Source organism: Paraburkholderia tropica (assembly GCF_014171495.1).
In the GTDB taxonomy this organism is placed as follows: domain Bacteria; phylum Pseudomonadota; class Gammaproteobacteria; order Burkholderiales; family Burkholderiaceae; genus Paraburkholderia; species Paraburkholderia tropica.
The window spans coordinates 1,379,302-1,401,769 of the sequence record NZ_CP049134.1 but is presented as its reverse complement, the minus strand read 5'-3'; the positions used below and the strand labels follow the sequence as shown (position 1 = coordinate 1,401,769).

18 protein-coding genes, 1 tRNA gene and 1 pseudogene are annotated in these 22,468 nt (G+C 64.4%); 6 read left to right on the top strand and 14 right to left on the bottom strand.

Translation table 11 applies throughout. The features are described 5' to 3' along the window. Nucleotides 1–69: 69 nt before the first annotated feature. The 5 genes from G5S35_RS06270 to G5S35_RS06250 all read right to left on the bottom strand — a co-directional run bounded on the left by G5S35_RS06270 (nucleotide 70) and on the right by G5S35_RS06250 (nucleotide 6,695). Complete coding sequence (locus tag G5S35_RS06270; RefSeq protein ID WP_074984471.1) at nucleotides 70–768, bottom strand: C40 family peptidase; 699 nt, start codon at nucleotides 766–768, stop codon at nucleotides 70–72. A 160-nt stretch (nucleotides 769–928) separates the two neighbouring features. Next, nucleotides 929–2,539, bottom strand: coding sequence for an ABC transporter ATP-binding protein (locus G5S35_RS06265; protein ID WP_065060364.1), 1,611 nt, complete (start codon nucleotides 2,537–2,539; stop codon nucleotides 929–931). A gap of 5 nt (nucleotides 2,540–2,544) precedes the next feature. Then, a complete protein-coding gene (locus tag G5S35_RS06260; RefSeq protein WP_065060201.1) occupies nucleotides 2,545–3,651 on the bottom strand; it encodes an ABC transporter permease in 1,107 nt (368 codons plus the stop codon). Between the two features lies 1 nt (nucleotide 3,652). After that, nucleotides 3,653–4,690 carry a microcin C ABC transporter permease YejB gene (locus tag G5S35_RS06255; protein WP_065060202.1) on the bottom strand — a complete coding sequence of 346 codons (1,038 nt, stop codon included), beginning with the start codon at nucleotides 4,688–4,690 and terminating at the stop codon, nucleotides 3,653–3,655. Nucleotides 4,691–4,715: 25 nt separating this feature from the next. Beyond that, nucleotides 4,716–6,695, bottom strand: a complete 1,980-nt coding sequence (locus tag G5S35_RS06250) for an extracellular solute-binding protein (RefSeq protein WP_183038743.1) — start codon at nucleotides 6,693–6,695, stop codon at nucleotides 4,716–4,718. A 109-nt stretch (nucleotides 6,696–6,804) separates the two neighbouring features. Here G5S35_RS06250 and fabI point away from each other — a divergent pair, with 109 nt between their 5' ends. Continuing rightward, a complete protein-coding gene (gene fabI, locus G5S35_RS06245; RefSeq protein WP_074984468.1) occupies nucleotides 6,805–7,596 on the top strand; it encodes an enoyl-ACP reductase FabI in 792 nt (263 codons plus the stop codon). Nucleotides 7,597–7,770: 174 nt separating this feature from the next. Here fabI and G5S35_RS06240 read toward each other — a convergent pair. From G5S35_RS06240 to cysS, 7 genes and pseudogenes are all read right to left on the bottom strand, one after another. Then, a pseudogene (locus G5S35_RS06240) lies at nucleotides 7,771–8,117 on the bottom strand (hypothetical protein). A gap of 558 nt (nucleotides 8,118–8,675) precedes the next feature. Continuing rightward, nucleotides 8,676–8,769, bottom strand: a tRNA-Ser gene (locus G5S35_RS06235). Between the two features lie 195 nt (nucleotides 8,770–8,964). After that, nucleotides 8,965–10,215, bottom strand: a complete 1,251-nt coding sequence (locus G5S35_RS06230) for an aspartate kinase (RefSeq protein WP_074984465.1) — start codon at nucleotides 10,213–10,215, stop codon at nucleotides 8,965–8,967. Between the two features lie 471 nt (nucleotides 10,216–10,686). Then, on the bottom strand, nucleotides 10,687–12,171 hold the full coding sequence (tilS, locus tag G5S35_RS06225; RefSeq protein WP_124261200.1) for a tRNA lysidine(34) synthetase TilS: 1,485 nt from the start codon (nucleotides 12,169–12,171) through the stop codon (nucleotides 10,687–10,689). A gap of 44 nt (nucleotides 12,172–12,215) precedes the next feature. Further along, a complete protein-coding gene (locus G5S35_RS06220) occupies nucleotides 12,216–13,187 on the bottom strand; it encodes an acetyl-CoA carboxylase carboxyltransferase subunit alpha (RefSeq protein ID WP_065060207.1) in 972 nt (323 codons plus the stop codon). A 182-nt stretch (nucleotides 13,188–13,369) separates the two neighbouring features. Then, a complete protein-coding gene (locus G5S35_RS06215; RefSeq protein ID WP_074984462.1) occupies nucleotides 13,370–14,278 on the bottom strand; it encodes a DNA-3-methyladenine glycosylase family protein in 909 nt (302 codons plus the stop codon). Between the two features lie 47 nt (nucleotides 14,279–14,325). After that, the gene (cysS, locus tag G5S35_RS06210; protein WP_065060209.1) at nucleotides 14,326–15,723 is read right to left on the bottom strand and encodes a cysteine--tRNA ligase; all 1,398 of its coding nucleotides are present in this window, start codon (nucleotides 15,721–15,723) and stop codon (nucleotides 14,326–14,328) included. A gap of 375 nt (nucleotides 15,724–16,098) precedes the next feature. On the opposite strand from cysS, the gene G5S35_RS06205 reads away from it, so the two are divergent. From G5S35_RS06205 to G5S35_RS06190, 4 genes are all read left to right on the top strand, one after another. Next, nucleotides 16,099–16,806, top strand: coding sequence for a tetratricopeptide repeat protein (locus tag G5S35_RS06205; protein ID WP_074984460.1), 708 nt, complete (start codon nucleotides 16,099–16,101; stop codon nucleotides 16,804–16,806). Nucleotides 16,807–16,869: 63 nt separating this feature from the next. Then, complete coding sequence (locus G5S35_RS06200; RefSeq protein ID WP_074984459.1) at nucleotides 16,870–17,451, top strand: peptidylprolyl isomerase; 582 nt, start codon at nucleotides 16,870–16,872, stop codon at nucleotides 17,449–17,451. 164 nt (nucleotides 17,452–17,615) lie between these two features. Then, a complete protein-coding gene (locus G5S35_RS06195) occupies nucleotides 17,616–18,110 on the top strand; it encodes a peptidylprolyl isomerase (protein ID WP_065060212.1) in 495 nt (164 codons plus the stop codon). A gap of 24 nt (nucleotides 18,111–18,134) precedes the next feature. Next, nucleotides 18,135–18,932 (top strand): UDP-2,3-diacylglucosamine diphosphatase, encoded by a 798-nt coding sequence (locus G5S35_RS06190; protein WP_065060213.1) that lies wholly within the window; start codon nucleotides 18,135–18,137, stop codon nucleotides 18,930–18,932. A 100-nt stretch (nucleotides 18,933–19,032) separates the two neighbouring features. On the opposite strand, the gene cysE is transcribed toward G5S35_RS06190, so the two are convergent. Both cysE and G5S35_RS06180 read right to left on the bottom strand, forming a co-directional pair. Then, entirely contained in the window at nucleotides 19,033–19,905 is an 873-nt protein-coding gene (gene cysE, locus G5S35_RS06185; RefSeq protein ID WP_065060214.1) for a serine O-acetyltransferase, read from the bottom strand. Between the two features lie 238 nt (nucleotides 19,906–20,143). Then, nucleotides 20,144–20,959 carry an RNA methyltransferase gene (locus G5S35_RS06180; protein WP_065060215.1) on the bottom strand — a complete coding sequence of 272 codons (816 nt, stop codon included), beginning with the start codon at nucleotides 20,957–20,959 and terminating at the stop codon, nucleotides 20,144–20,146. A gap of 396 nt (nucleotides 20,960–21,355) precedes the next feature. On the opposite strand from G5S35_RS06180, the gene G5S35_RS06175 reads away from it, so the two are divergent. Continuing rightward, nucleotides 21,356–22,156, top strand: coding sequence for an inositol monophosphatase family protein (locus G5S35_RS06175; RefSeq protein ID WP_074984457.1), 801 nt, complete (start codon nucleotides 21,356–21,358; stop codon nucleotides 22,154–22,156). The last annotated feature ends 312 nt before the right edge of the window (nucleotides 22,157–22,468 follow it).

Genomic DNA, 22,468 nt, shown 5'->3' with positions numbered 1-22,468 from the left:
CTTCGTATGAAGCAGGCTTTTTTTGCGCCGATGCCGCAGTAGCGGACCGGCAGACCCCAACGCAATACTTTAGTTGCCGCTGCCGTCGAACTGCGCGCTCACGCGCTGCTTGAGGCTTTGCGCCTGATCCGGCGTGAACGACGTTTCAACGCGGCGTGCGCCCGTGAAACGCTTTTCCCAATAGCCGTCGTCCAGATCGTCGACACGGATCGTGCTGCCGGTGGACGGCGAGTGCACGAACTTGTTGTCGCCGATATAGATGCCCACGTGCGAGAACGTGCGGCGCATCGTGTTGAAGAACACGAGGTCGCCCGGTTTGAGGTTGCTCATGCTCACCTTCTCGCCGACGCGGCTCATTTCCTCGGCGCGGCGCGGCAGGTTCAGGCCCAGCGTGTCCTGGAACACGTAGCGCACGAAACCGCTGCAATCGAGCCCCGAATCCGGCGTGTTGCCGCCCCAGCGGTAACGCACGCCGATCATGTTCAGCGCGCCCACCACGACGTCGCCCGCTTTGCCGGCCATGCCGGAAAGGAACGACTTCGCGCCGCCTTCGGACGGAGCCGGGGCAGCCGGCGATGCGGTCTGGGTAGCGTTTTGAACGGCGGGGAGCGACTGCGCATTCGCCGAATTGCTCGGCGAAAATGAGACATTCTGGTTGAAGCTGCTAGCTTCGTCGGCGAACGCGCCGGGAGCTGCTGCCATCAGGACGCCGATGAACATCCCGGCGACGACGCGCGTGCAAGCCTGGGTCAAGTATCGGTGCTGCATGGGTCGGTAGAAATTGCCCGTAAATCAGGGAGTTAGAAGAAAAGTTTGGACGATACTAGCCAGTAAGTATTTGTGTGTCAAAACTTATAGAAAAATACAATCGCGATGCGCACCTCATTGGTGAATTTCACCAAAATTCCCCCTAAAGTTCTTCGAACGTTCATCGATCGAACGCAGCTTTCAGCAACTTTCGCGTGTAAGGATGAATGGGGTCGTCAAAGATTTTTGTTACATCTCCCGTCTCGACAATGGCCCCGTTTTGCATCACGGCGACGCGGTGCGCCATCGCCCCGATCACTTCGAGGTCGTGGCTGATGAACACGTAGCCCAGGTTGTACTTGCGTTGCAGATCGGTCAACAAACGCAGCACCTGCTGCTGGATCGAGACGTCGAGCGCGCTGGTCGGTTCGTCGAGCACGATCACGCGCGGTTCCAGCACCAGCGTGCGCGCGATGGCGATTCGCTGGCGCTGGCCGCCGGAAAATTCGTGCGGATAGCGTTGCAGCGCCGTGCGGTCGAGCCCCACTTCGCGCAGTACGCCCACGATGCGCTTGCGGCGCTCCTCGGCGGAGAGATCGGCGCGATGCAGCGCGAGCCCCTCCCCCACGATGCGCTCCACGGTCTGGCGCGGCGAAAGCGAACTGAACGGGTCCTGAAAGACCACCTGCAGATGCGAGCGCAAACCGAGCTTGTCGCGGCCCTGATAACTCGCGAGCGCACGCCCCTGGAACTCGACCGCGCCCGCCGCCGTGCGCTGCAGACCGAGCATCGCCATCGCGAGCGTCGATTTGCCCGACCCCGACTCGCCGACGATGCCCAGCGTCTCGCCCTGGCGCACCGACACGCTCGCATCGTTTACCGCGCGAAACCGCCCGCGCTCGAACCAGCCCTTGAACCCCGGCAATTTCGTGGCGAAATCGACGCTCACCTGCTTCGCTTCAAGCAGCACCGGCGCGATCGGCAAAACGGGCAGCACGTTGCGCTCGGGCCGGCTCGCGATCAGGCGCTGCGTGTACGGATGCTTCGGCGCCTCGAAAATCTGCTCGACCGCGCCCGTCTCCACAAGCTTGCCCTTCTCCATCACCGCCACGCGTTGCGCGAAGCGGCGCACGAGGTTCAGGTCGTGCGTGATCAGCAGCACCGACATGCCGCGCCGCGCCGCCTCCTCGCGCTGCAATTCGAGCAGCAACTCGACGATCTGACCGCGAATGGTCACGTCGAGCGCCGTGGTCGGTTCGTCGGCGAGCAGCAGACGCGGACGGCACGCGAGCGCCATCGCGATCATCACGCGCTGACGCTGACCGCCCGACAATTGATGCGGATAGTTGAACAGGCGCCGGCGCGGCTCGGGAATGCCCGTGCGCTCCAGCAGCCCCACGGCCTGCTCATAGGCTTCCTTCTTCGTCACGCCGTCGTGCAGCACGATGGTTTCCGCGATCTGCTCGCCGATCGTATAGAGCGGATTGAGCGCGGTCATCGGCTCCTGGAAGATCATCGCGATGTCGTTGCCGCGCAGGCCGCGCATCTCGCGTTCGCTCTTCGCAACGAGGTCTTCGCCGTCGAAGCGGATCGTGCCGTCGATCCGCGCGTCGCTCAGCAGACGCAGGATCGCGAGCGCCGTCACCGTCTTGCCCGAACCCGATTCGCCGACGAGCGCCACACGCTCGCCGCGCCCGATCGCCAGCGCGATGTCGTCGACCGCCAGCGTGTCGCCGAAGCGCACGCTCAGATGCTCGATCGAGAGCAGCGGCGCGGGGATGTCTTGAGGCATGGCGCTCACTGATTGCCTCCGGCTTTCATCGCGTCGGCGATGCGCGTGTCGAGCGCGTTGCGCAGCGCGTCGCCCATGAAGGTGAGCAGCAGCAGCGTGACGACGAGCACGCCGAACGTCGACATCGAAATCCACCAGGCGTCGAGATTGCCCTTGCCCTGCGCGAGCAGCTCGCCGAGGCTCGGCGTGGGCGGCGGCACGCCGAGGCCCAGAAAGTCGAGACTGGTGAGCGCGAGAATCGAGCCGCTCATGCGAAACGGCAGGAACGTGATGACGGGCGTGAGACTGTTGGGCAGCACGTGACGCCAGATGATCTGCCAGTTCGACAAACCCATCGCACGCGCGGCGAGGACGTAGTCCTGATTGCGGTTGCGCAGGAATTCCGCGCGCACGTAATCGGACAAGCCGATCCAGCCGAACAGGGAGAGCAGCACGATCAGCAGGATGAAGCCCGGCTCGAAGATCGACGCGAAAATGATCAGCAGATACAGCTCGGGCATCGCGCTCCATATCTCGATCAGCCGTTGACCGACGATATCCACGCGCCCGCCGAAATAGCCCTGTATCGCCCCCGCCAGCACACCGAGCACCGTGCCGATGGCCGTGAGCACGAGCCCGAATTCCACCGACACCTGGAAGCCGTACAGGAGCCGCGCGAACAGGTCGCGCCCGCTTGCGTCGGTGCCGAGCCAGTTCTGCCGCGACGGCGGCGCGGGGTTCGGCACCTTCGAGAAATAATTGAGCGTGTCGTAGTAGTACGGGTTCGGCGGATAGATCGCGAAGTTGCCCGGCGCATCGAAGCGATGACGCACGTACGGATCGAGATAGTCGGCGGGCGTCGGGAAGTCGCCGCCGAATGCGGTCTCCGGATAGTCCTTGAAAAGCGGGAAATACAGATGCCCTTCGTAGCGCACGACGATCGGTTTGTCGTTGCACCACAGCGGGCCCGCGAGGCTCGCCGCGAACGCCACGACGAAGATAATCAGGCTCCAGTAGCCGAGGCGCTGCTGCTTGAAGCGCAGCCATACGCGGCGTGCGGGCGTGGGCGACTTGAAGGCGCGCACGCTCTCGGTGCGCAGGTCGGATTCGGCGCCGGTGCGGACTCGGTTCAACTCAGCGCTCCAGTTGTTCGAATTGAATGCGGGGATCGACCCACACGTAGCAAAGATCGGAAATCAGCTTGGTGAGCAGACCGATCAGCGTGAAGAGGTACAGCGTGCCGAGCACGACCGGATAGTCGCGCCGCACCACCGACTCATACGACAGCAGGCCGAGGCCGTCGAGCGAAAACAGCGTTTCGATCAGCAGACTGCCCGTGAAGAACGCGCCGATGAACGCCGCCGGAAAGCCCACCACGAGCGGCAGCAATGCATTGCGGAACACGTGTTTCCAGAGCACCGTGCGCTCGGACAGCCCCTTGGCGCGCGCGGTCAGCACGTACTGGCGGCGAATCTCTTCGAGGAACGCATTCTTCGTGAGCATGGTGGTCACGGCGAAACTGCCGACCACCGAAGCCGTCACCGGCAGCGCGATATGCCAGAGGTAATCGAGAATCTTGCCGCCGAGCGAGAGCGTGTCCCAGTCGTCGGAGGTGAGATTGCGCAGCGGAAACAGTTGCAGGAAGGTGCCGCCGCCGAACAGCACGAGCAGCAGCACGCCCAGCACGAAACCTGGAATCGCATAACCGATCAGCACGACGAGACTCGTGATCAGATCGAAACGCGAGCCGTTGCGCACCGCCTTCGCGATGCCCAGCGGCACCGATATCAGATAGGTCAGAAAGAAGGTCCACAAACCGATGCTGATCGACACCGGCAGCTTCGAAATGATCAGCTTCCACACGCTCTGATGATGGAAGTAGCTCTGCCCCAGATCGAAACGCGCGAAGCGCCCGAGCATCAGGAAATAGCGTTGCAGCGGCGGCTTGTCGAAACCGTAGAGCTGCTTGAGTTGCGCGATCTGCTGCGCGTCGACGCCCGAGTGCGCGCGCATGCCGAACGGCATGCCCTGCTCCGCGCCGCGGCGCAGATCGCGCACGGCCTGTTCGACGGGCCCGCCCGGCACGAACTGGATCACGGCGAAGGTCAGCGTGAGCACGCCGAGCAACGTCGGGATCATCAGCAGCAGGCGTTTGACGATGTAGCTCCACATGATTCTGTGCTCGCTTCGAAGAGGATCAGTGCTGCGGCTGCGGCGGCGTTGACGATGGCTTTGGCGATGGCTTTGGCGATGGCTTTGGCGATGGCTGTGACGATGGCGCCGGCGATTTGAGCCACCACGTCGAGATGATCCAGTCGGTCGCGCCATAGTACAGCGGCAGCTTCGACGGATACGCGAGCGTGTTCTTGTAGGCCACGCGATGCGTCGCGCTATACCACTGCGGGACCACATAGTAGCCGTGCATCAGCACCCGGTCGAGCGCGTGCGTGGCGTCGAGCAGTTGCTCGCGCGTCTGCGCCTGCATCATCGCCTTCAGGATCGCGTCGACGGCCGGCGACTTCAGGCCGATCAGATTGCCCGAACCCGGTTCGCCCGCTGCCTTGCTGCCGAAGCGGTCGAGCTGCTCCGCGCCCGGCACCTGCACGTCGGGAAAGCGGATCGTCGTGATGTCGAAATCGAAATCGTCGAGACGCTTCTGATACAGCGCGAAATCCACCGAGCGATAGTTGATGCGAATGCCGAGCCGCGCGAGCGCCTGCGTGTACTGCGCCATGATCGGCGCCCATTGCGCGGAGGCGGCCGTATCGTCGATCACCTCGAACACGAAAGGCTGACCTTGCGCGTTGCGCAGCGCGCCGTTGCGATAGGTCCAGCCGGCCTGCGCGAGCAGTTCGCGCGCCTTGAGCAGATTCGCGCGCAGCGAGCCCGGCGGATCGGTATTCGGCTGCGCGGGCGGCGGCCCGAACACGGCCGGATCGAGCTGCTTGCGCCACGGTTCGAGCAACGCGAGTTCGCCCGGCGACGGCGCGCCCTTCGCCTGCAGATCGGTGTTCACGAACCAGCTGTCGATGCGCTTGTACTGGCTGTAGAACAGCATGCGGTTGAGCCACTGAAAATCGAGCGCGAGATCGAGCGCCTGGCGCACGCGCACGTCCTGGAACATCGGCTTGCGCAGGTTGATCACGTAGCCCTGCATGCCGGTGCCGTTATGCTGCGGAAACTCGCGCTTGATGAGTTCGCCGCTGTCGAACTTCTTGCCGACGTCGCGCCGCACCCAGTTGCGCGCGACGTATTCGACGAGCGCATCGTATTCGCCGGCCTTGAAGGCTTCGAGGCGCGCGACGTCGTCGGAATAAAGCTTGTAGACGATCTGATCGAAGTTGTTTTGCCCGATACGCACGGGCAGATCCTTGCCCCAGTAGTTCGGGTCGCGCCGATAGGTGATGGTGCGGCCGTTCGAATAGCGCTCGATCACGTACGGTCCGCTGCCGATCGGCTGCTCGAACGCAAGCTGGTCGAAGGCGATGCGGCTGCCGTCCGGGCGCAGCCCCCACTTGTGCGAGAACACCGGCAAGCCGCCCGCGATGAACGGCAGCTCGCGGTTGTTGCTGCGGAACTCGAAGCGGATGGTCGCCGGATCGACCACCACGGCGCGCGTGACGTCGCTGTAATACGCCTGCATCGACGGCGCGGCCTGGCGGCTCTTGAGCGTGTCGAGCGAGAACTTCACGTCGTCGGCGGTGACGGGGTCGCCGTTCGAGAAACGCGCGCGCGGATTCAGATGAAACGTGACCGAGAGACGATCGGGCGCGATGCGGATGTCGTCGGCGAGCAGACCGTACGCGGAGGCGACTTCGTCCATGCTGCCCGTCGTGAGGCTCTCGAACAGCATGCCGAGACCCGGCGCCGAATTACCGCGCAGCGTGAACGGATTGAATTTGTCGAAGCTCGTCAGACGGTCGGGATTCGCGAGCACGAGCGTGCCGCCTCGCGGCGCGTCCGGGTTCACGTAATCGAAGTGCTTGAAGTCGGCCGGATACTTCGGCTCACCATACTGCGCGATCGCATAGACCGCGTGCGCCTGCGGCATGGCCGCGAAGCACACGGTCAGCATCGCGGCGACGCCCGCCAGCGTGGATCGCCAGCCGTGCCGCCAGGCAGGATGATTTGCCCCACGCGCCACGCGCGTTTGCCTGCCTCGCGTACCTGTCGTCATAGAAAGGGATTTGTCCGGGGTGCCAAGTCAATTGTGAGAGAATTCTACCCAAACCGCGCGGCGCCGCCTCGTCCGGCGCCCGGCGTATTGACCTGATTTAGGAGAATTCATGGGCTTCCTCGCTGGCAAACGCATCCTGTTGACCGGCTTGCTGTCGAACCGTTCGATCGCTTACGGCATTGCGCAGGCGTGCAAGCGCGAAGGCGCAGAACTCGCGTTCACGTATGTCGGCGATCGCTTCAAGGACCGCATCACGGAATTCGCTCAGGAATTCGGCAGCAACCTGGTGTTCCCCTGCGATGTCGCCGACGACGCGCAGATCGAGGCGCTGTTCACCGACCTCAAGCAGCGCTGGGACACGCTCGACGGCCTCGTGCACTCGATCGGTTTCGCGCCGCGCGAAGCCATCGCGGGCAACTTCCTCGACGGCATGACGCGCGAGAACTTCCGCATCGCGCACGACATCTCGGCGTACAGCTTCCCCGCGCTCGCCAAAGCCGCGCAGCCGATGCTCGCCGACAACGCGTCGCTGCTCACCCTCACCTACCTGGGCGCCGAACGCGCGATCCCGAACTACAACACAATGGGTCTCGCGAAAGCGTCGCTCGAAGCGAGCGTGCGTTACCTCGCGGTGTCGCTGGGTGCAAAGGGCGTGCGCGTGAACGGCATCTCGGCCGGCCCGATCAAGACGCTCGCCGCTGCGGGCATCAAGAGCTTCGGCAAGATTCTCGACTTCGTCGAGCACAATGCACCGCTGCAACGCAACGTGACGATCGAACAGGTCGGCAATACGGCCGCGTTCCTGCTCTCCGATCTGGCGGGCGGCGTGACGGCGGAAATCGTCCATGTCGATGCGGGCTTCAACGCCGTCGTTGGCGGAATGGCGAATCTCGGCGAGTAAGTCCGAGCTGCGTTGCTTCGTTGAGGACGCAACGGCGAAACGCTAGCAGCGTCACGCGTTACCGCATGAAAAAAGCCGCCCGAGGGCGGCTTTTTCTTTGGCCTGCGCGATGCGCATCTTCAGGCGCGAACGCCAGAGGCCACCGCGCGTGTCACGCACGCGCGCCTGAGTGGCTTAGTGCCAGTGTCCCGGAGGACCGCCACGATCGCCATGACCACGGCCCGGGCCACCAGGACCGTAACCGCCATGATGGCGATACCAGTCGTCGCGGCCCCAGTAGCGGCGACCATCCCAATAACGATCGCCGTGCCAGCCGATCACGATGGCCGGCGCGGCATAGACCGGCGCAGGCTGATAGACGACCGGCGGAGGCGGAGGCGGCGCATAGACCGGTGCGGGCGCGACATAAACCGGGGCCGGAATACCGATGTTGACACCGACGCTCACGCCAGCCATCGCCACGCTCGACGCACCGATAGCCAAGCCCCGAGCAGCATTGCAACAACACGAGCGAACTTCATGGACTCACCTTTTGGGGTTGATGTTTTGTTGAAGCCAATATAGCGCAGGCTCCCCGGCCCGCGTATTTCAACTTTGTAATAACTGATGCACAAAAGCACGGCGCGTTCACCGGGGTAACGTCTGGTTACACAGCGACGATTTAAAGCAACAGCGAACGCAGCAACCGACACGACAGACGCAACAGCGACGCGAGAATAGCACCGACTGGCGCAGCGTATCGGCTCCACCTGCAGGCGGCCTGTCATCGCCGTGCCACCCGCATGCATCGACGTCACGCAGTGTCTAGAACGCACGAACGCAATAACGGCTGACAAGGAAAAAACTTTTGCGCCATTTACTTCGCCATCCTGATTATCTCGATTGTTGGGAAAAATCCGTTGAATCGAAACGTCGATCGAATTGAAAAAAGAATGGAAGCAGAAAGGCAGGAAGCCGCGAAATGTCTTTCAGAAAAATACGATCACGCAAACACCGCAAATTCGCGTATGACGATTTTCCGCGCGGAAAAAGAAAAACCCCGCAAGCCGAGACTTGCGGGGTTTTCACCGCCATTTTACTGGCGGAGACGGAGGGATTCGAACCCTCGATCCAGGTTTTGGCCCAGATGCTCCCTTAGCAGGGGAGTGCCTTCGACCTCTCGGCCACGTCTCCCGAAAACTTCGTTCGCGCCAGGGAGGCAGCGCAACGAAGCCAAGATCATAGCGGGTTAAAACGCTTCGGTCAATTCATAAGACGCTTTTTTCGCAAACTTTTTTCTGCTGCCCTGCAGACGAGGTGGAGGCGAAGGTTTGCAGTGGCATCTCAAGACAAAACTGACCGTCACATTCGCGTCACGCCATGCGCGATTTACGCGTGCTCGAGCTCGAAAGCCTTGTGCAGCGCGCGAACCGCCAGCTCCATGTACTTCTCGTCGATCAGCACCGAGATCTTGATTTCCGACGTCGAAATCATCTGGATGTTGATGCCCTCTTCCGACAGCGTGCGGAACATCTTGCTCGCGACGCCAACGTGCGAACGCATGCCCACGCCAACCACGGAAACCTTCGAGACCTTCGCGTCGCCCAGCACCTGCTCCGCGTTCACGTGGCCCTTCACCTGGTTGTTGAGGACGTCGATGGCGCGCTGATAGTCGCCGCGCGGCACCGTGAACGTGAAGTCGGTTTTGCCGTCCACGCTCTGGTTCTGGATGATCATGTCGACGTCGATGTTCGCGTCGGCGACCGGGCCGAGAATCTGATACGCGATGCCCGGCTTGTCGGGCACGCCCATCACGATGATGCGGGCCTCGTCGCGCTGGAACGCGATACCCGAGATGACTGCTTTTTCCATGGTCTCGTCTTCTTCAAAGGTAATCAGGGTGCCCGACTTCATTTCCTCGTCGAGGTTCATCATCGGGTCGGTCAGGCTGGAGAGCACACGCGTCTTCACCTGATACTTGCCCGCGAATTCCACCGAGCGGATCTGCAGCACCTTCGAACCGAGGCTGGCCATTTCCAGCATCTCTTCGAACGTGATGCGGTCGAGGCGGCGCGCGTCGTCGACCACGCGCGGGTCCGTCGTGTAGACGCCGTCCACGTCCGTGTAGATGAGGCATTCGTCTGCCTTCAGCGCGGCGGCGACCGCCACAGCCGAGGTGTCCGAACCGCCGCGGCCGAGCGTGGTGATGTGGCCTTCCGGATCGATGCCCTGGAAGCCCGTGATCACGACCACCTTGCCGGCGTCGAGATCGGCCAGCACGCGTTCGCCGTCGATGTCGTTGATACGCGCCTTCGTGAAGGCGCTATCCGTTTTGACCGGCACTTGCCAGCCCGTGTAGCTGATGGCGTCCACGCCCGCTTCCTGCAGCGCGATCGAGAGCAGACCGACGCTCACCTGTTCGCCGGTCGACGCAATCATGTCGAGCTCGCGCGGATTCGGCTGCGGCGAAATTTCTTTCGCGAGACCGAGCAGACGATTGGTTTCGCCGGACATCGCCGAGGGCACCACGACCATCTTGTGGCCAGCCTTGTGCCATTTGGCGACGCGCTTGGCGACGTTCTTGATGCGCTCGACCGAGCCCATCGAGGTGCCGCCGTATTTGTGTACGATGAGTGCCATTGTCGTTCTGAACTGGAGATGTTACCGCGCTGGCGCGCCGGGATTCGGCACCGCCGGGGGAAGCCCGGGGGTGTCCCGGGATAGAGGCCGCGGCGGCGCTCCGGCGCGTGCAGCACACGCGGAGTTTGCCCTCGGAACCGCGTGGCCGTGCTGACCCGCGCGCTCCGCCCGCATACCGCTACGACATCCTTGCAACCGTCGGATGGAAACCGCTCGAAGGAAAAATCGCGCCTTCACGGCGAGCGCCGCTTTTGACGGCGTCCGTGAACGCGAAAAAGCGGGCTGGACAAACGAGTTACCCTACCCGATCGAGGTCAAAATTACAAGACGAAAATGGTCTGCGGGAGGCGAAAAAGGCTTGTGTGGCAAGGATTTGCGGCGTACGGTCCAGGTCGGCGCGCACGAACTCCGGCGAAACGGCAAATTTGACCGCGACGCGCGGGCGCGTCTCGTACGACGCGTGACGGCCGATCACGCGATCGTCAGATCCTCGCGCCATTCGATGCGACGCCAACGCTGGCCTACCGCCGCAGCATCGCCCTCGCCGCCTTCGCTTGCGCTGAACGCCGAGCGATTCACGCCGATGCGGGGCACGAACAACAGCGTCTCACCCGCGTAAAGCAGCGGCACGTCGCGCTCCCAGGCGGGCACGCCGTGCGATTGAAAAAGATTCTTGAGCGTGCGGCTCACGTTGGCCGCTTCGTCGCGCAGACGCTCGCCACCGGAACGCGCACGCGCAATCAGCGGCGTGCGCTGAAGCACGGTTTCGGGGACGGCGTCGGGATCGTCGGCGTGGGCGGGCGCGAATACGAAACTGCCGCGCCACGTCGGCAAACGCCACACTTCCTCGCCGCGCCAGTCCAGTTGCACGGGTGCGCGTACATTGCCGTCGTCCATCGATTCCTCGCTGTCTGATGCGTTGCGTGATGAGCCAATTGATGAGATTGCGCCGCGCGCATCGCCCCAGCTGACGAGTCCGCGATAACAGCGCAACGTGAAGCCCGCATGATCGACGCGCAACGCGTGATCGCCACCTTCGCCCTTGAGCGCGACCTCGCGCAGCTGACGCAAGGCATCGGCAATACGCGCTGTCGACGCCGCGGGCATGCCGCGCGTGCGCATCCAGTAGCGCAGCAGGTTGAGCGCGCGCGCGTCGTCGAGCGCGACGAGCGCTGCGTGCGACAGCGCGTCGCCGTCCCCCTGCGAGGCGTCGCGCAGATCGATGCGCGCGAGGTCGTCGAGTAGACGCTGCGCCGACGCCGCATGTGCCGCCGTGCGCGCGAGCGCCTCGCGAAAGCCGGGGAAATGCGCCGAGAGCGCGGGCGTTACGTCGTGACGCAGCGCGTTGCGCGCGTAACGCGTGTCTTCGTTTGATTCGTCCTCGATCCAGCGCAGATCGCAGGCGTGCGCGTAGCGCTCAAGTTGCGCGCGCAACAAATGCAGCAGCGGCCGCACGCGCGGCACCGCGCCCGGCACGGCGCGCTCGGGCGCCATTGCGGCGAGGCCCGCCAGCCCGGCACCGCGCAGCAATTGCAGCAAAACGGTTTCGGCCTGATCGTCTGCGTGCTGGGCGAGCCAGAGCGACTGCGCGCCGTGCGCGGCGCACATCGCGTCCAGCGCACGATAACGCGCCTCGCGCGCGGCCGCTTCCACACCGGACGGATCGTCGTGCGCCACCTCCACGCGGCGTGCGTCGAACGCCACGCCATACGCGCGCGCCGTCGCCTCGCCGTGCGCGAGCCAATGATCGGCGTTCGGACTCAGGCCGTGGTGGACATGCAGCGCCACGAGACGCGCCGGCCCGACCGCGCGCACCGCCGCGTCGAGCAGCACAGACGAGTCGAGCCCGCCGCTGTATGCAATCGCGATACGCGCGTCGTCGGGGAGCGTGGAAAGCACAACGCCGAGCGCATCGAGAACGATGCGCCCGGCGTCGGATGCGGGATGGTCGGTCAAGGCGTGACGGCGCGCGAGCGCCGGACGTTGATGACGGCGTGCGCTTACGCGCCCGGCGTCGTTTCCTTGAACTTGCCGTAGGCCATCAGGCGCTCGAAACGGCGGTCCTTCAGCTCGGCGATGCTCATGCCCTGGAACTGGCGCAGCGAGTCGGACAGCGCACGGCGCAGCAGCGCGGCCATGCCCTTCGGATCGCGATGCGCGCCGCCGAGCGGCTCGTTCACGATCTTGTCGATCAGACCAAGCGCCTTCAGGCGGTGCGCCGTGAGGCCCAGCGCTTCAGCCGCTTCGGGCGCCTTGGCGGCGCTCTTCCACAGGATCGACGCGCAGCCTTCCGGCGAGATCACCGAGTACGTCGAGAACTGCAGCATCATGACCGTGTCGGCGACTGCGATCGCGAGCGCACCGCCCGAACCGCCTTCGCCGATGATCGTCGTGATGATCGGCGTCTTGAGCTCGGCCATCACGTACAGATTGTGGCCGATGGCTTCCGACTGGCCGCGCTCTTCCGCGCCGATGCCCGGGTACGCGCCCGGCGTGTCGACGAACGTGAAGATGGGCAGGCCGAACTTCTCGGCCAGACGCATCAGGCGCTCGGCCTTGCGATAGCCTTCCGGACGCGGCATGCCGAAGTTGCGCGCAGCGCGCTCCTTCGTGTCGCGGCCTTTCTGGTGACCGATGATCATGCAGGCCTGGCCGTTGAAGCGCGCGAGACCGCCGACCACCGAGAGATCGTCCGCGAACGAACGGTCGCCATGCAGTTCGTGGAAATCGGTGAACAGCTCATGCACGTAGTCGAGCGTGTACGGACGCTGCGGGTGACGCGCGATCTGCGAAACCTGCCACGGACTCAGGTTCGCGTAGAGGTCCTTCGTGAGTTGCTGGCTCTTCTTCGACAGCCGGTCGATCTCTTCCGAAATATCGACAGCCGAGTCGTCCTGAACGAAGCGCAGTTCTTCGATCTTCGCTTCGAGTTCAGCGATCGGCTGCTCGAAATCCAGAAACGTGGTTTTCATGTGTTGGAATCCTTGCACTTTGCGGCAGCGCGTATTCTAACCGCGCCGGCCCGTGTCGAAATCGGCGCAGAACTATCGAATTGAGATAACGATAGGAAAATTCTGAATGAACCAGGACAAATCAATCGGGGACGGAACTGCCACGCACCCCGCGCGCGGCGCTCCGCCCGATCGTCCCGGGCTTACGAAGGCTCGAGACTGCGCCACATATACCAGGTTGCGACGGTACGCCACGGCTCCCAGTTAGCCGCCACTTCACGCGCTTCGCTGCGCGTGACGGGCTCGCCGCTGAAGTAATTGACGCTGATCGCCTGAATCAGACCGAGGTCGTCGAGCGGCAGCACGTTCGGGCGCGCGAGATTGAAGATCAGGAACATCTCGGCGGTCCAGCGGCCAATGCCGCGGATAGCCGTGAGTTCGGCGATCACGTCCTCGTCGTCCATCGTGGTCCATTTGCCCACGTGCAGCGCGCCGGACACGAAATGCTGCGCGAGATCGAGGATGTACTCCGTCTTGCGCTTCGAGAGCCCGCAGGCCGCGAGCTTTTCGTGGCCGAGCTTGATGAACTGCTGCGGGACGAGCTTCGGACACGCGGCCTCGACTTTCTGCCACAGCGCCTGCGCCGCGGCCGTCGAAATCTGCTGACCGACCACCGAGCGCGCGAGCGTGACGAACGGATCGTCGCTGCTCATCAAATGCACGGGGCCGAACTTCGGAATGAGCTTCTTGAGGATGCGGTCGCGCTTGACGAGGTCCGCGCAGGCCTTGTCCCAATAGTCGGGGCGCACCACCTCGGACTCGATGCCGCGCGCGGGCGCCGCCGCTGCATCCGCAGCGTCGCCATGCGCGCCTTCAGGCGACGCGGCCGGCATCGCGCCGACACCGTCGACGGCGCCATTGGCCTTCGCGCGCGTCTTGCCCGCGCCTTCCAGCGCCGTGCCGTTGAGCGCGCGCTTCTTGACGCCGTCCGTCTTCGCGACGTCGGCTTCCTGCTGTTTCTGGGGGCCGCGCGCGGCGCGTTTCGCCGCCTCGCCTGCCGCGCCAGTGAGCGACGCAGACCGCCTGGCCTGCGTCTTCGTGGCCGTTGCCATCCTGCCTCCTGCCTCGCGAATCGATCAGTGGAAACTGGACAGCCCGCTCATACGCGGCGCCACTCGGTCAATCCGCCCGGTTTGTCTTCGAGCGCGACACCGGCATCGAGCAGTTCGGCCCGGATCCGGTCCGCCTCCGCATACTGTTTCGCCTGCTTCGCGGCGACGCGTGCGGCAATCTTCGCTTCGATCGCGGCCACGTCGAGCGCGCCCGCGTCCTGCGCACCCGCGGCCTGCTGCAGGAACGCGCGCGGTTCGCGCACGAGCACGCCGAGCACGCGGCCCAGACGCTGCAGCTGACGCGCCAGCACCGTGTCGCGCGTGCGGTTCACTTCGCTTGCGAGTTCGAACAGCACCGCGATGGCGACCGGCGTATTGAAATCGTCGTTCATCGCGGTACGGAAACGCTGCGCGTACGCTTCGTTCCAGTCGAGCTCGCCGGCATCCGGCGTCACATCCTTGAGCGCCGTATACAGACGCGTGAGCGCGTTGCGTGCGTCGTCGAGATGCACGTCGCTGTAATTCAGCGGCGAGCGGTAATGCGCGCGCGCCATGAAAAAGCGCACTACTTCGGCGTCGTACTTCGCCAGCACTTCGCGGATCGTGAAGAAGTTGCCGAGCGACTTCGACATCTTCTCGTTGTCGATCTGCACGAAGCCATTGTGCATCCAGTAATTGACGAACTTCTCGCCCGTCGCGCCTTCGCTTTGCGCGATCTCGTTTTCGTGGTGCGGAAACTGCAGATCCTGCCCGCCGCCATGAATGTCGAAATGATCGCCCAGCAGCGTGCAGCCCATCGCCGAACATTCGATGTGCCAGCCCGGGCGGCCACGGCCGTATTTCGAGTCCCAGCTCGTGTCCGCCGGCTCTTCCGGTTTTGCCTGTTTCCACAGCACGAAGTCAAGCGGATCCTGCTTGGCATCGTTCGCCGCCACACGCTCGCCCGCGCGCAGGTCCTCGATGGACTTGCCCGAGAGCGCGCCGTAATGCGCGAACTTGCGCACCGCGTAGTTCACGTCACCGTCCGAACCTTGATACGCGTAGCCGTTCTTTTCCAGCATGCCGATCATGTCGAGCATCTGCGGAATGTACTGGGTCGCGCGCGGCTCGTGATCGGGACGCGCGACGCCGAGCGCGTCCGCGTCTTCGTGCAGCGCGTCGATGAAACGGTCGGTGAGCTGCTTGATGGTTTCGCCGTTTTCCACCGCACGGCGAATGATCTTGTCGTCGATGTCGGTGATGTTGCGCACATAGGTCACGTTGTAACCGAGCGTGCGCAGCCAGCGCTGCACGACGTCGAACACCACCATCACACGCGCGTGGCCAACGTGACAATAGTCGTACACCGTCATGCCGCAGACGTACATGCGTACGACGCCGGGCTCGAGTGGCACGAAATTTTGCTTGTCACGCGCGAGCGTGTTGTAGATGCGCAGTGATTCCATAAAGACGATGGATACGTGGGTCGAAAGAAATCCGCGGCGGCGCCGACAGCAGCCAGCGGGTGCGTGCGAAGCACCGCGCTCCTGGAGGCTGCGTACAGTCGCGCTCAATCAGTCATCAGGGCGGAGACGACCACGAGTGGCGAAAGAAAGCCTGGCGTTCAGCACAGCATCGCGCGCAATCTTGCGGGGCGACGACGCCTGCATGACGTTTGCGCGAAGTTTGCAATGTCGCTCGCGAAGCTGGCGCGCAACCGTTCCGGAACTTCCCGTAACCAGCCGGAACTGGCACCGAACCGGGCGCTGCGATTTCACGCGACGAAAACGCACAGACCTTTTGTTAGAATGGCTCGGAGTATAACACCGCGACCTCACCCTATGAAATCTTCCAGCGGCCGCGCGACACGCGCTGCGACCTTTGCGGCGGCGGCTCTCGCGAGCGTCGGTTTCGTTCTCGGCGGCCTGTCCGCTGCGCATGCGGCACCGCCCGCCACGGCCGACGGCACGCCCGGCGCGGACTCCGCCATCGTCCAGCACAACTGGGCCTCGGCGCTGAACGAACTCGACGCGCGCATCAAGACGAACCCGCGCGACGTGCAGGCGAAATTCAAGCGCGCGACCATCCTCGCGCGTCTCGGCCGCGACGACGACGCGATCGAAGCCTTCACCGAACTCACGCAGAGCTACCCGGAACTGCCCGAGCCCTATAACAATCTCGCGGCGCTCTACGCGAAGCACGGCCGTTACGACGAAGCCCGCATCGCGCTGGAAACGGCCACGAAGGCGAACCCGTCGTACACGCTCGCGTGGGAAAATCTCGGCGACCTGTACCTGCGTCTGGCCGACGCGTCGTACCGCCGCGCCTCCTCGCTCGGCCACACGAGCGGACCCACGCAGCAGCGTCTCGCCGACATCGAGAAGATCGTCAATCCGCCGGCGGCGTCGAAGAAGGCGCGCGGCGAATCGGCGGCATCGGACGCAAGCACCACCAAGCGCGTGGGGCCGATGCTCGACAATCCGGTGATCCAGTTCGGCGGCCCGACCGGGTCGCTCGCGATGCCGCCCTTCGTGGCGCCATCGAACTAAGCCGCAGCACGCCGCGCGCGGCGTGACTGCGACACGTTTTTCCCCGCACTTCCGAGGATACTCATGAAATGGTTGATGTTGGCGCTCGGTAGCGCCGCCCTGATCGCGAACGCACCCGCCTTTGCGCAGAACGGCCCGCAAGCCGCGCATCCGCAGGTGCTCTTCAAGACCAGTGATGGCGACATTCGCGTCGAACTCTATCCCGAGAAGGCGCCCAAGACCGTCGACAACTTCCTCCAGTACGTGAAGTCCGGCCAGTACAACGGCACGATCTTCCATCGCGTGATCCGCGGCTTCATGATCCAGGGCGGCGGCTACACCACGAGCTTCGTCGAGAAGCCCACGCGCGCGCCCATTCCGCTCGAAAGCAAGAACGGCCTGAAGAACACCACCGGCATGCTCGCGATGGCGCGCACGAGCGACCCGAATTCGGCGACGGCGCAGTTCTTCATCAACACCGTGGACAACGCCAACCTCGACTATCCGAATCCGGACGGCAACGGCTATGCCGTGTTCGGCAAGGTCACGCAGGGTCTCGACGTCGTGAAGAAGATCGAAGCCACGCCGACGACCTCGCGCGGCCCGATGTCCGACGTGCCGCAAACGAACGTCGTGATCCAGTCGGCCACCGTGGTCGGCAAGTAAGCGCGCCAGCAGCGAGCAGGCAGCAAGCACCGCACACCCCACCATTCGTCGCGCGGCGCGGCGCCGGCACACGCGAAGGCAAACGCCCCGCCTCGTGCCGAAACCGCACCGCCCTCTCACCCCCGCCTCAGACACTCAGGCACCCACTGGCAAAGGATTCCATCATGGTCGAACTGCATACGAACCACGGCGTCATCAAGCTCGAACTGAACGCCGAAAAGGCGCCGAAGACGGTCGCTAACTTCCTCAACTACGTGAACAGCGGCCACTACAACGGCACGGTGTTCCACCGCGTCATCGACGGCTTCATGATCCAGGGCGGCGGTTTCGAAGCCGGCATGAAGCAGAAGCCGACCGAAGCGCCGATCGAAAACGAAGCCAACAACGGCCTGAAGAACGTGCGCGGCTCGATCGCGATGGCGCGCACCAACGACCCGCACTCGGCGTCGGCGCAGTTCTTCATCAACGTGGCCGACAACGACTTCCTGAACCACTCGTCGCCGACGCCGCAAGGCTGGGGCTACGCCGTGTTCGGCAAGGTCGTCGACGGCCTCGACGTGGTCGAGAAGATCAAGTCGGTCAAGACGGGCTCGAAGGGCTTCCATCAGGACGTGCCGGTCGACGACGTCGTGATCGAGAAGGCTGTCGTCGTCGAATAACGCAACAGGGCGCTCGCTTCATCGATGCTGCAGGACAAGGCACTCAGACACGCCGCCGCGGGCGTGCCCGGCGAGGGCAAGCGCCCTCACGCGGCGCGCCCGTTTCTCTTCATCTCGGACCTGCATCTGAATGAAGCGATTCCGCACACGGTCGCCGCGTTCGAACACTTCATCCATGTGACGGCCGATCAGGCCGACTCGGTGTTCATACTCGGCGACCTCTTCGAATACTGGATCGGCGACGACATGCTCGCCAATCCGTTTTTCGCGCGCATGGCCGCGTTGATGCACACGCTCTCCGAGCGCGGCATCGCGCTGTACATCATGCACGGCAATCGCGATTTCCTGATGGGCAAACGCTTCATGAAAGCGGCGGGCGCAATCTGGCTGCCCGACCCCATCGCGATCACCGCGTTCGGCACGCGCATCGCGCTCGCGCACGGCGACGCCCTGTGCACCGACGATCGCGGCTATCAGTTTTTCCGTAAATTCGCGCGCAACCGGCTGCCGCAACTGCTGTTTCTCGCGTGGCCGTATCGTTGGCGCATCGCGCTCGCGGAACGCGCGCGACGCGCGAGCGAGGAACGGCGCGACGGGCCGTCGCTGCCGAAATACGACGTGACGGCGAAAGGCGTCGCGGCGCTGTTCAAGCGCGCGCGCACGAACACGATGATTCACGGTCATACGCATCGGCCCGCGCGCCATCAGGAACCCGGCGGCACACGCTGGGTGCTGCCCGACTGGGATCTCGATCACGGCAAACCGCGTGGCGGTTTTCTGCGCGTGGACGCGGAAGGGTTCAGGATGTTGCCGCTCGATTGAGGGCGCGAGGCGCGAGAGATCGCACCGGATACGAAAACAGCCGCTTCAAGCGGCTGTTTTATTTGGTGACGCGAGCGATGATGGCGCCGATCGGAAACGCTCAAACGCGCGCGGTCGACTCGTCGCGCGACCGCGCCTGCTCCGCTTCGCGAGGCGCAGCGCCGCCCTCGAAACCCGCCGAAAGACGACGCAATTCGGCAAGCGCGGCATCGGCGCCATGCAGCGCTTCGAGGCGCGCGCCCAGACGTTCGAGCGCGACGACGATCGAATCGACGCGCTGCGTTTGCGTCGCCGCGTGATCGATCAAACCGTGAATAGCCAGCGACACCGGATCGTCGGCGTTCGGCGAAATGCCGTACGCGCAAAAGCCCTCGCGCGCGGCGGCCTTCGACGGCTGCGGCGACGCCTTCTCGTGCGCGGCCGCGGACCCGACTGCCGGCGCAACCGCGGGCACAACCGCCGGTACAACGATACGCGCCGGATTGCCCACCGCCGTCGCGCCTTCGGGCACCGGCTTCACGACCACGGCGTTCGAGCCGATCTTGGCCTGCGCGCCGACCGTGAATCCGCCGAGCACTTTCGCGCCCGCCCCCACGATCACGCCCGCGCCGAGCGTCGGATGGCGCTTCGCGCCGCGCGTGAGCGAGGTGCCGCCGAGCGTCACGCCCTGATAGATCGTGCAGTCGTCGCCGACTTCCGCCGTTTCGCCGATCACGACGCCCATGCCATGATCGATGAATACGCGTCGGCCGATGGTCGCGCCCGGATGAATTTCGATGCCGGTAAGAAAGCGCGCGAGTTGCGAGACATAACGCGCGAGCCAGCGGCGTTTCGCGCGCCAGCAGGCATGCGCGAAGCGATGCAGCACGAGCGCGTGCAGACCCGGGTAACAGGTGAGGACTTCCCAGGCGCTGCGAGCGGCGGGATCGCGCTCGCGGATCGTGGCGATATCTTCGCGAAGTCTCTTGAACATGGCTTTCACACGCTTCGAACGTGAGGAACAGGGGAACCGGCCGCGCGTCATCAGTGCGACGTCGCTGCGTGGCGCGCGCGGCTCGTGCGTGGTTTTAGGGAAAGTCGAATCCCTTAGCAGCCACGCTGATTTGCTTGTGATGTGCAGTCGATTGTAGGCGAAAGGCGCGCGCGGCCCCGGAAGTCCACGCGGCCATCAAGGTTGGACCCGCCAGCGCGCCGAAAACCGCCGCAGACGCCTACTTCGCGCCGTCCTTGCTCTTCAGGAGAATGTGCTTGGCGATGCCGCGCACGATGTTGACTTCCTCACGCTCGAGCCCCGAACGCGCAAACAGACGCCGCAAGCGCGACATCAGTTTCTTCGGATTGGCGGGATCGAGAAAATCGAGCGCGATCAGCGCGTTTTCCAGATGCACGTACATGCGCTCGATATCGTCGCTGGTGGCAAGCGGCGTCGCCGTTTCCTGCGCGCCGGCGGTCGGCAGCGCGACGCCCGGCGTCTCCGCGGACAGATACGCGAGCCGCAGTTCGTAGGCCAGCACCTGCACGGCCTGCGCGAGATTGAGCGAGCTATAGGCCGGATTGGCCGGAATGTGCGCGAGCGCGGTGCAGCGCTCGACGTCTTCATTCGACAGGCCGGTGCGCTCGTTGCCGAACACCAGCGCGATGTCGCCGTGCGCGACCTGGCGGCAGGCATCCTGCACCGCGAGACGCGGCGCGGCCGGCGGCGGTCCGTATTCGCGGGTACGCGCGGTCAGCGCGAGCGACCAGGAGGAGCCGACGAGCGCGTCGGCGAGCGTCGGCACGATGTGCGCGGCGGCCAGCACGTCGTCGGCGCCGCTTGCCATGGCGACGGCCTCGGGATCGCAGTGCACCTGCGGTACGCGCGGTGCGACCAGCACGAGCCGCGAGAAGCCCATTGTCTTCAGCGCGCGCGCCGCGGCGCCGACGTTGCCCGGATGGCTGGGCTCGACCAGCACGAAGCGCGTGGACGTGAAACCGCCGCGCAGCGGCTCGTGAGCCGCTTCGGCGGCATGTGAATCGGGGTGCTCCAAGATGAATCTCGTACGGCGTGGTCAGTGAAGCGTGTATGTTAGCGCGGCTCGCGCGCCCGGCCTATTGGGGACGGCGCGGGGATGACGCAGCGACGACGGCCGCGCGAGCCCCTGAGCCATTGCGCCACCGCCCGCGCCGCGCCCATCCGAAGTCTCCCCGAAGCGGACCGGAAATCGGGTAAAATGCCAGATTCGCGCGCGTTTTACGGTCAGTCGTCTGGCCGTAAAACCGGGTCCGCAAGGCCGCCGCGCCCCGTTCTTATTCAATTCGTCTCCGTTGGCGGGACAGGTTCCGCGGCCGCTCGGCCCGCGCCCTGTCCAATCGTTAGACGCTTTATCTTTCGCACCACCGGTGCGCGTGCCGATGCGCGCGCCGGACAACAAGGATCCAGGCTCATGCATCCCATGCTCAACATCGCTGTCAAGGCCGCGCGCCGCGCCGGACAGATCATCAACCGCGCGTCGCTCGATCTCGACCTCGTGCAGGTCGCGAAGAAGCAGCACAACGATTTCGTCACGGAAGTCGACAAGGCGGCCGAAGCCGCCATCATCGAAACGCTCTCCACCGCCTACCCCGACCACGCGATCCTCGCAGAAGAATCGGGCGAATCGGCCCACGAGTCGGAATACCAGTGGATCATCGATCCGCTCGACGGCACCACGAACTTCATCCACGGTTTCCAGTACTACTGCGTCTCGATCGCGCTCGCACACAAGGGCATCGTCACGCAGGCCGTGGTCTATGACCCGACGCGCAACGACCTCTTCACCGCTTCGCGCGGCCGCGGCGCGTTCCTGAACGACCGCCGTATCCGCGTCGGCCGCCGCGACCGTCTCGCCGACGGCCTGATCGGCACGGGCTTCCCGTTCCGCGAAAAGGACGGCCTCGACAGCTACTGCGATCTGTTCGCCGCCATGACCAACGCCTGCGCCGGCCTGCGCCGCCCGGGCGCCGCCGCGCTCGATCTGGCGAACGTCGCCGCGGGCCGCATGGACGGCTTCTTCGAACAGGGCCTCAATCCCTGGGACGTCGCTGCGGGCGCGCTGCTCGTGACGGAAGCCGGCGGCCTGATCGGCAACTACACGGGCGACTCGGACTTCCTGCACGTCGGCGAAATCGTCGCGGGCAACCCGAAGATCTACGCGCAAATGGTGCCGATCCTCTCGAAGTACACGCGCATCAAGAAGGAAGCCTGAGCGCGCTGACGCCGTATCCGCGCTGCCGCCGTCGCGCATGAAGCCGTCAGGCGATTGCGAGGAACACTGCGGCGCGCAGCGGCCCGTGTCACAATCGGGCAAACTGGAAAAAGCAGGATCACGGCGACACAACCCGCGGGGAAAGCGGCGACACGGCAGCGCGAACACGCGCCGCACGACGCCCACCCGCCACAACAAGCGGCTTCGGCCGCTTTTTTCGTCGTGAATCCGAGGTTTTGGCGCGCCGGGTTCGCTCCTGTTGCGTCCCGGTTTCTTTCCATTGCGTTTCCCGCGCCGTGGTCGCCTGGGCCA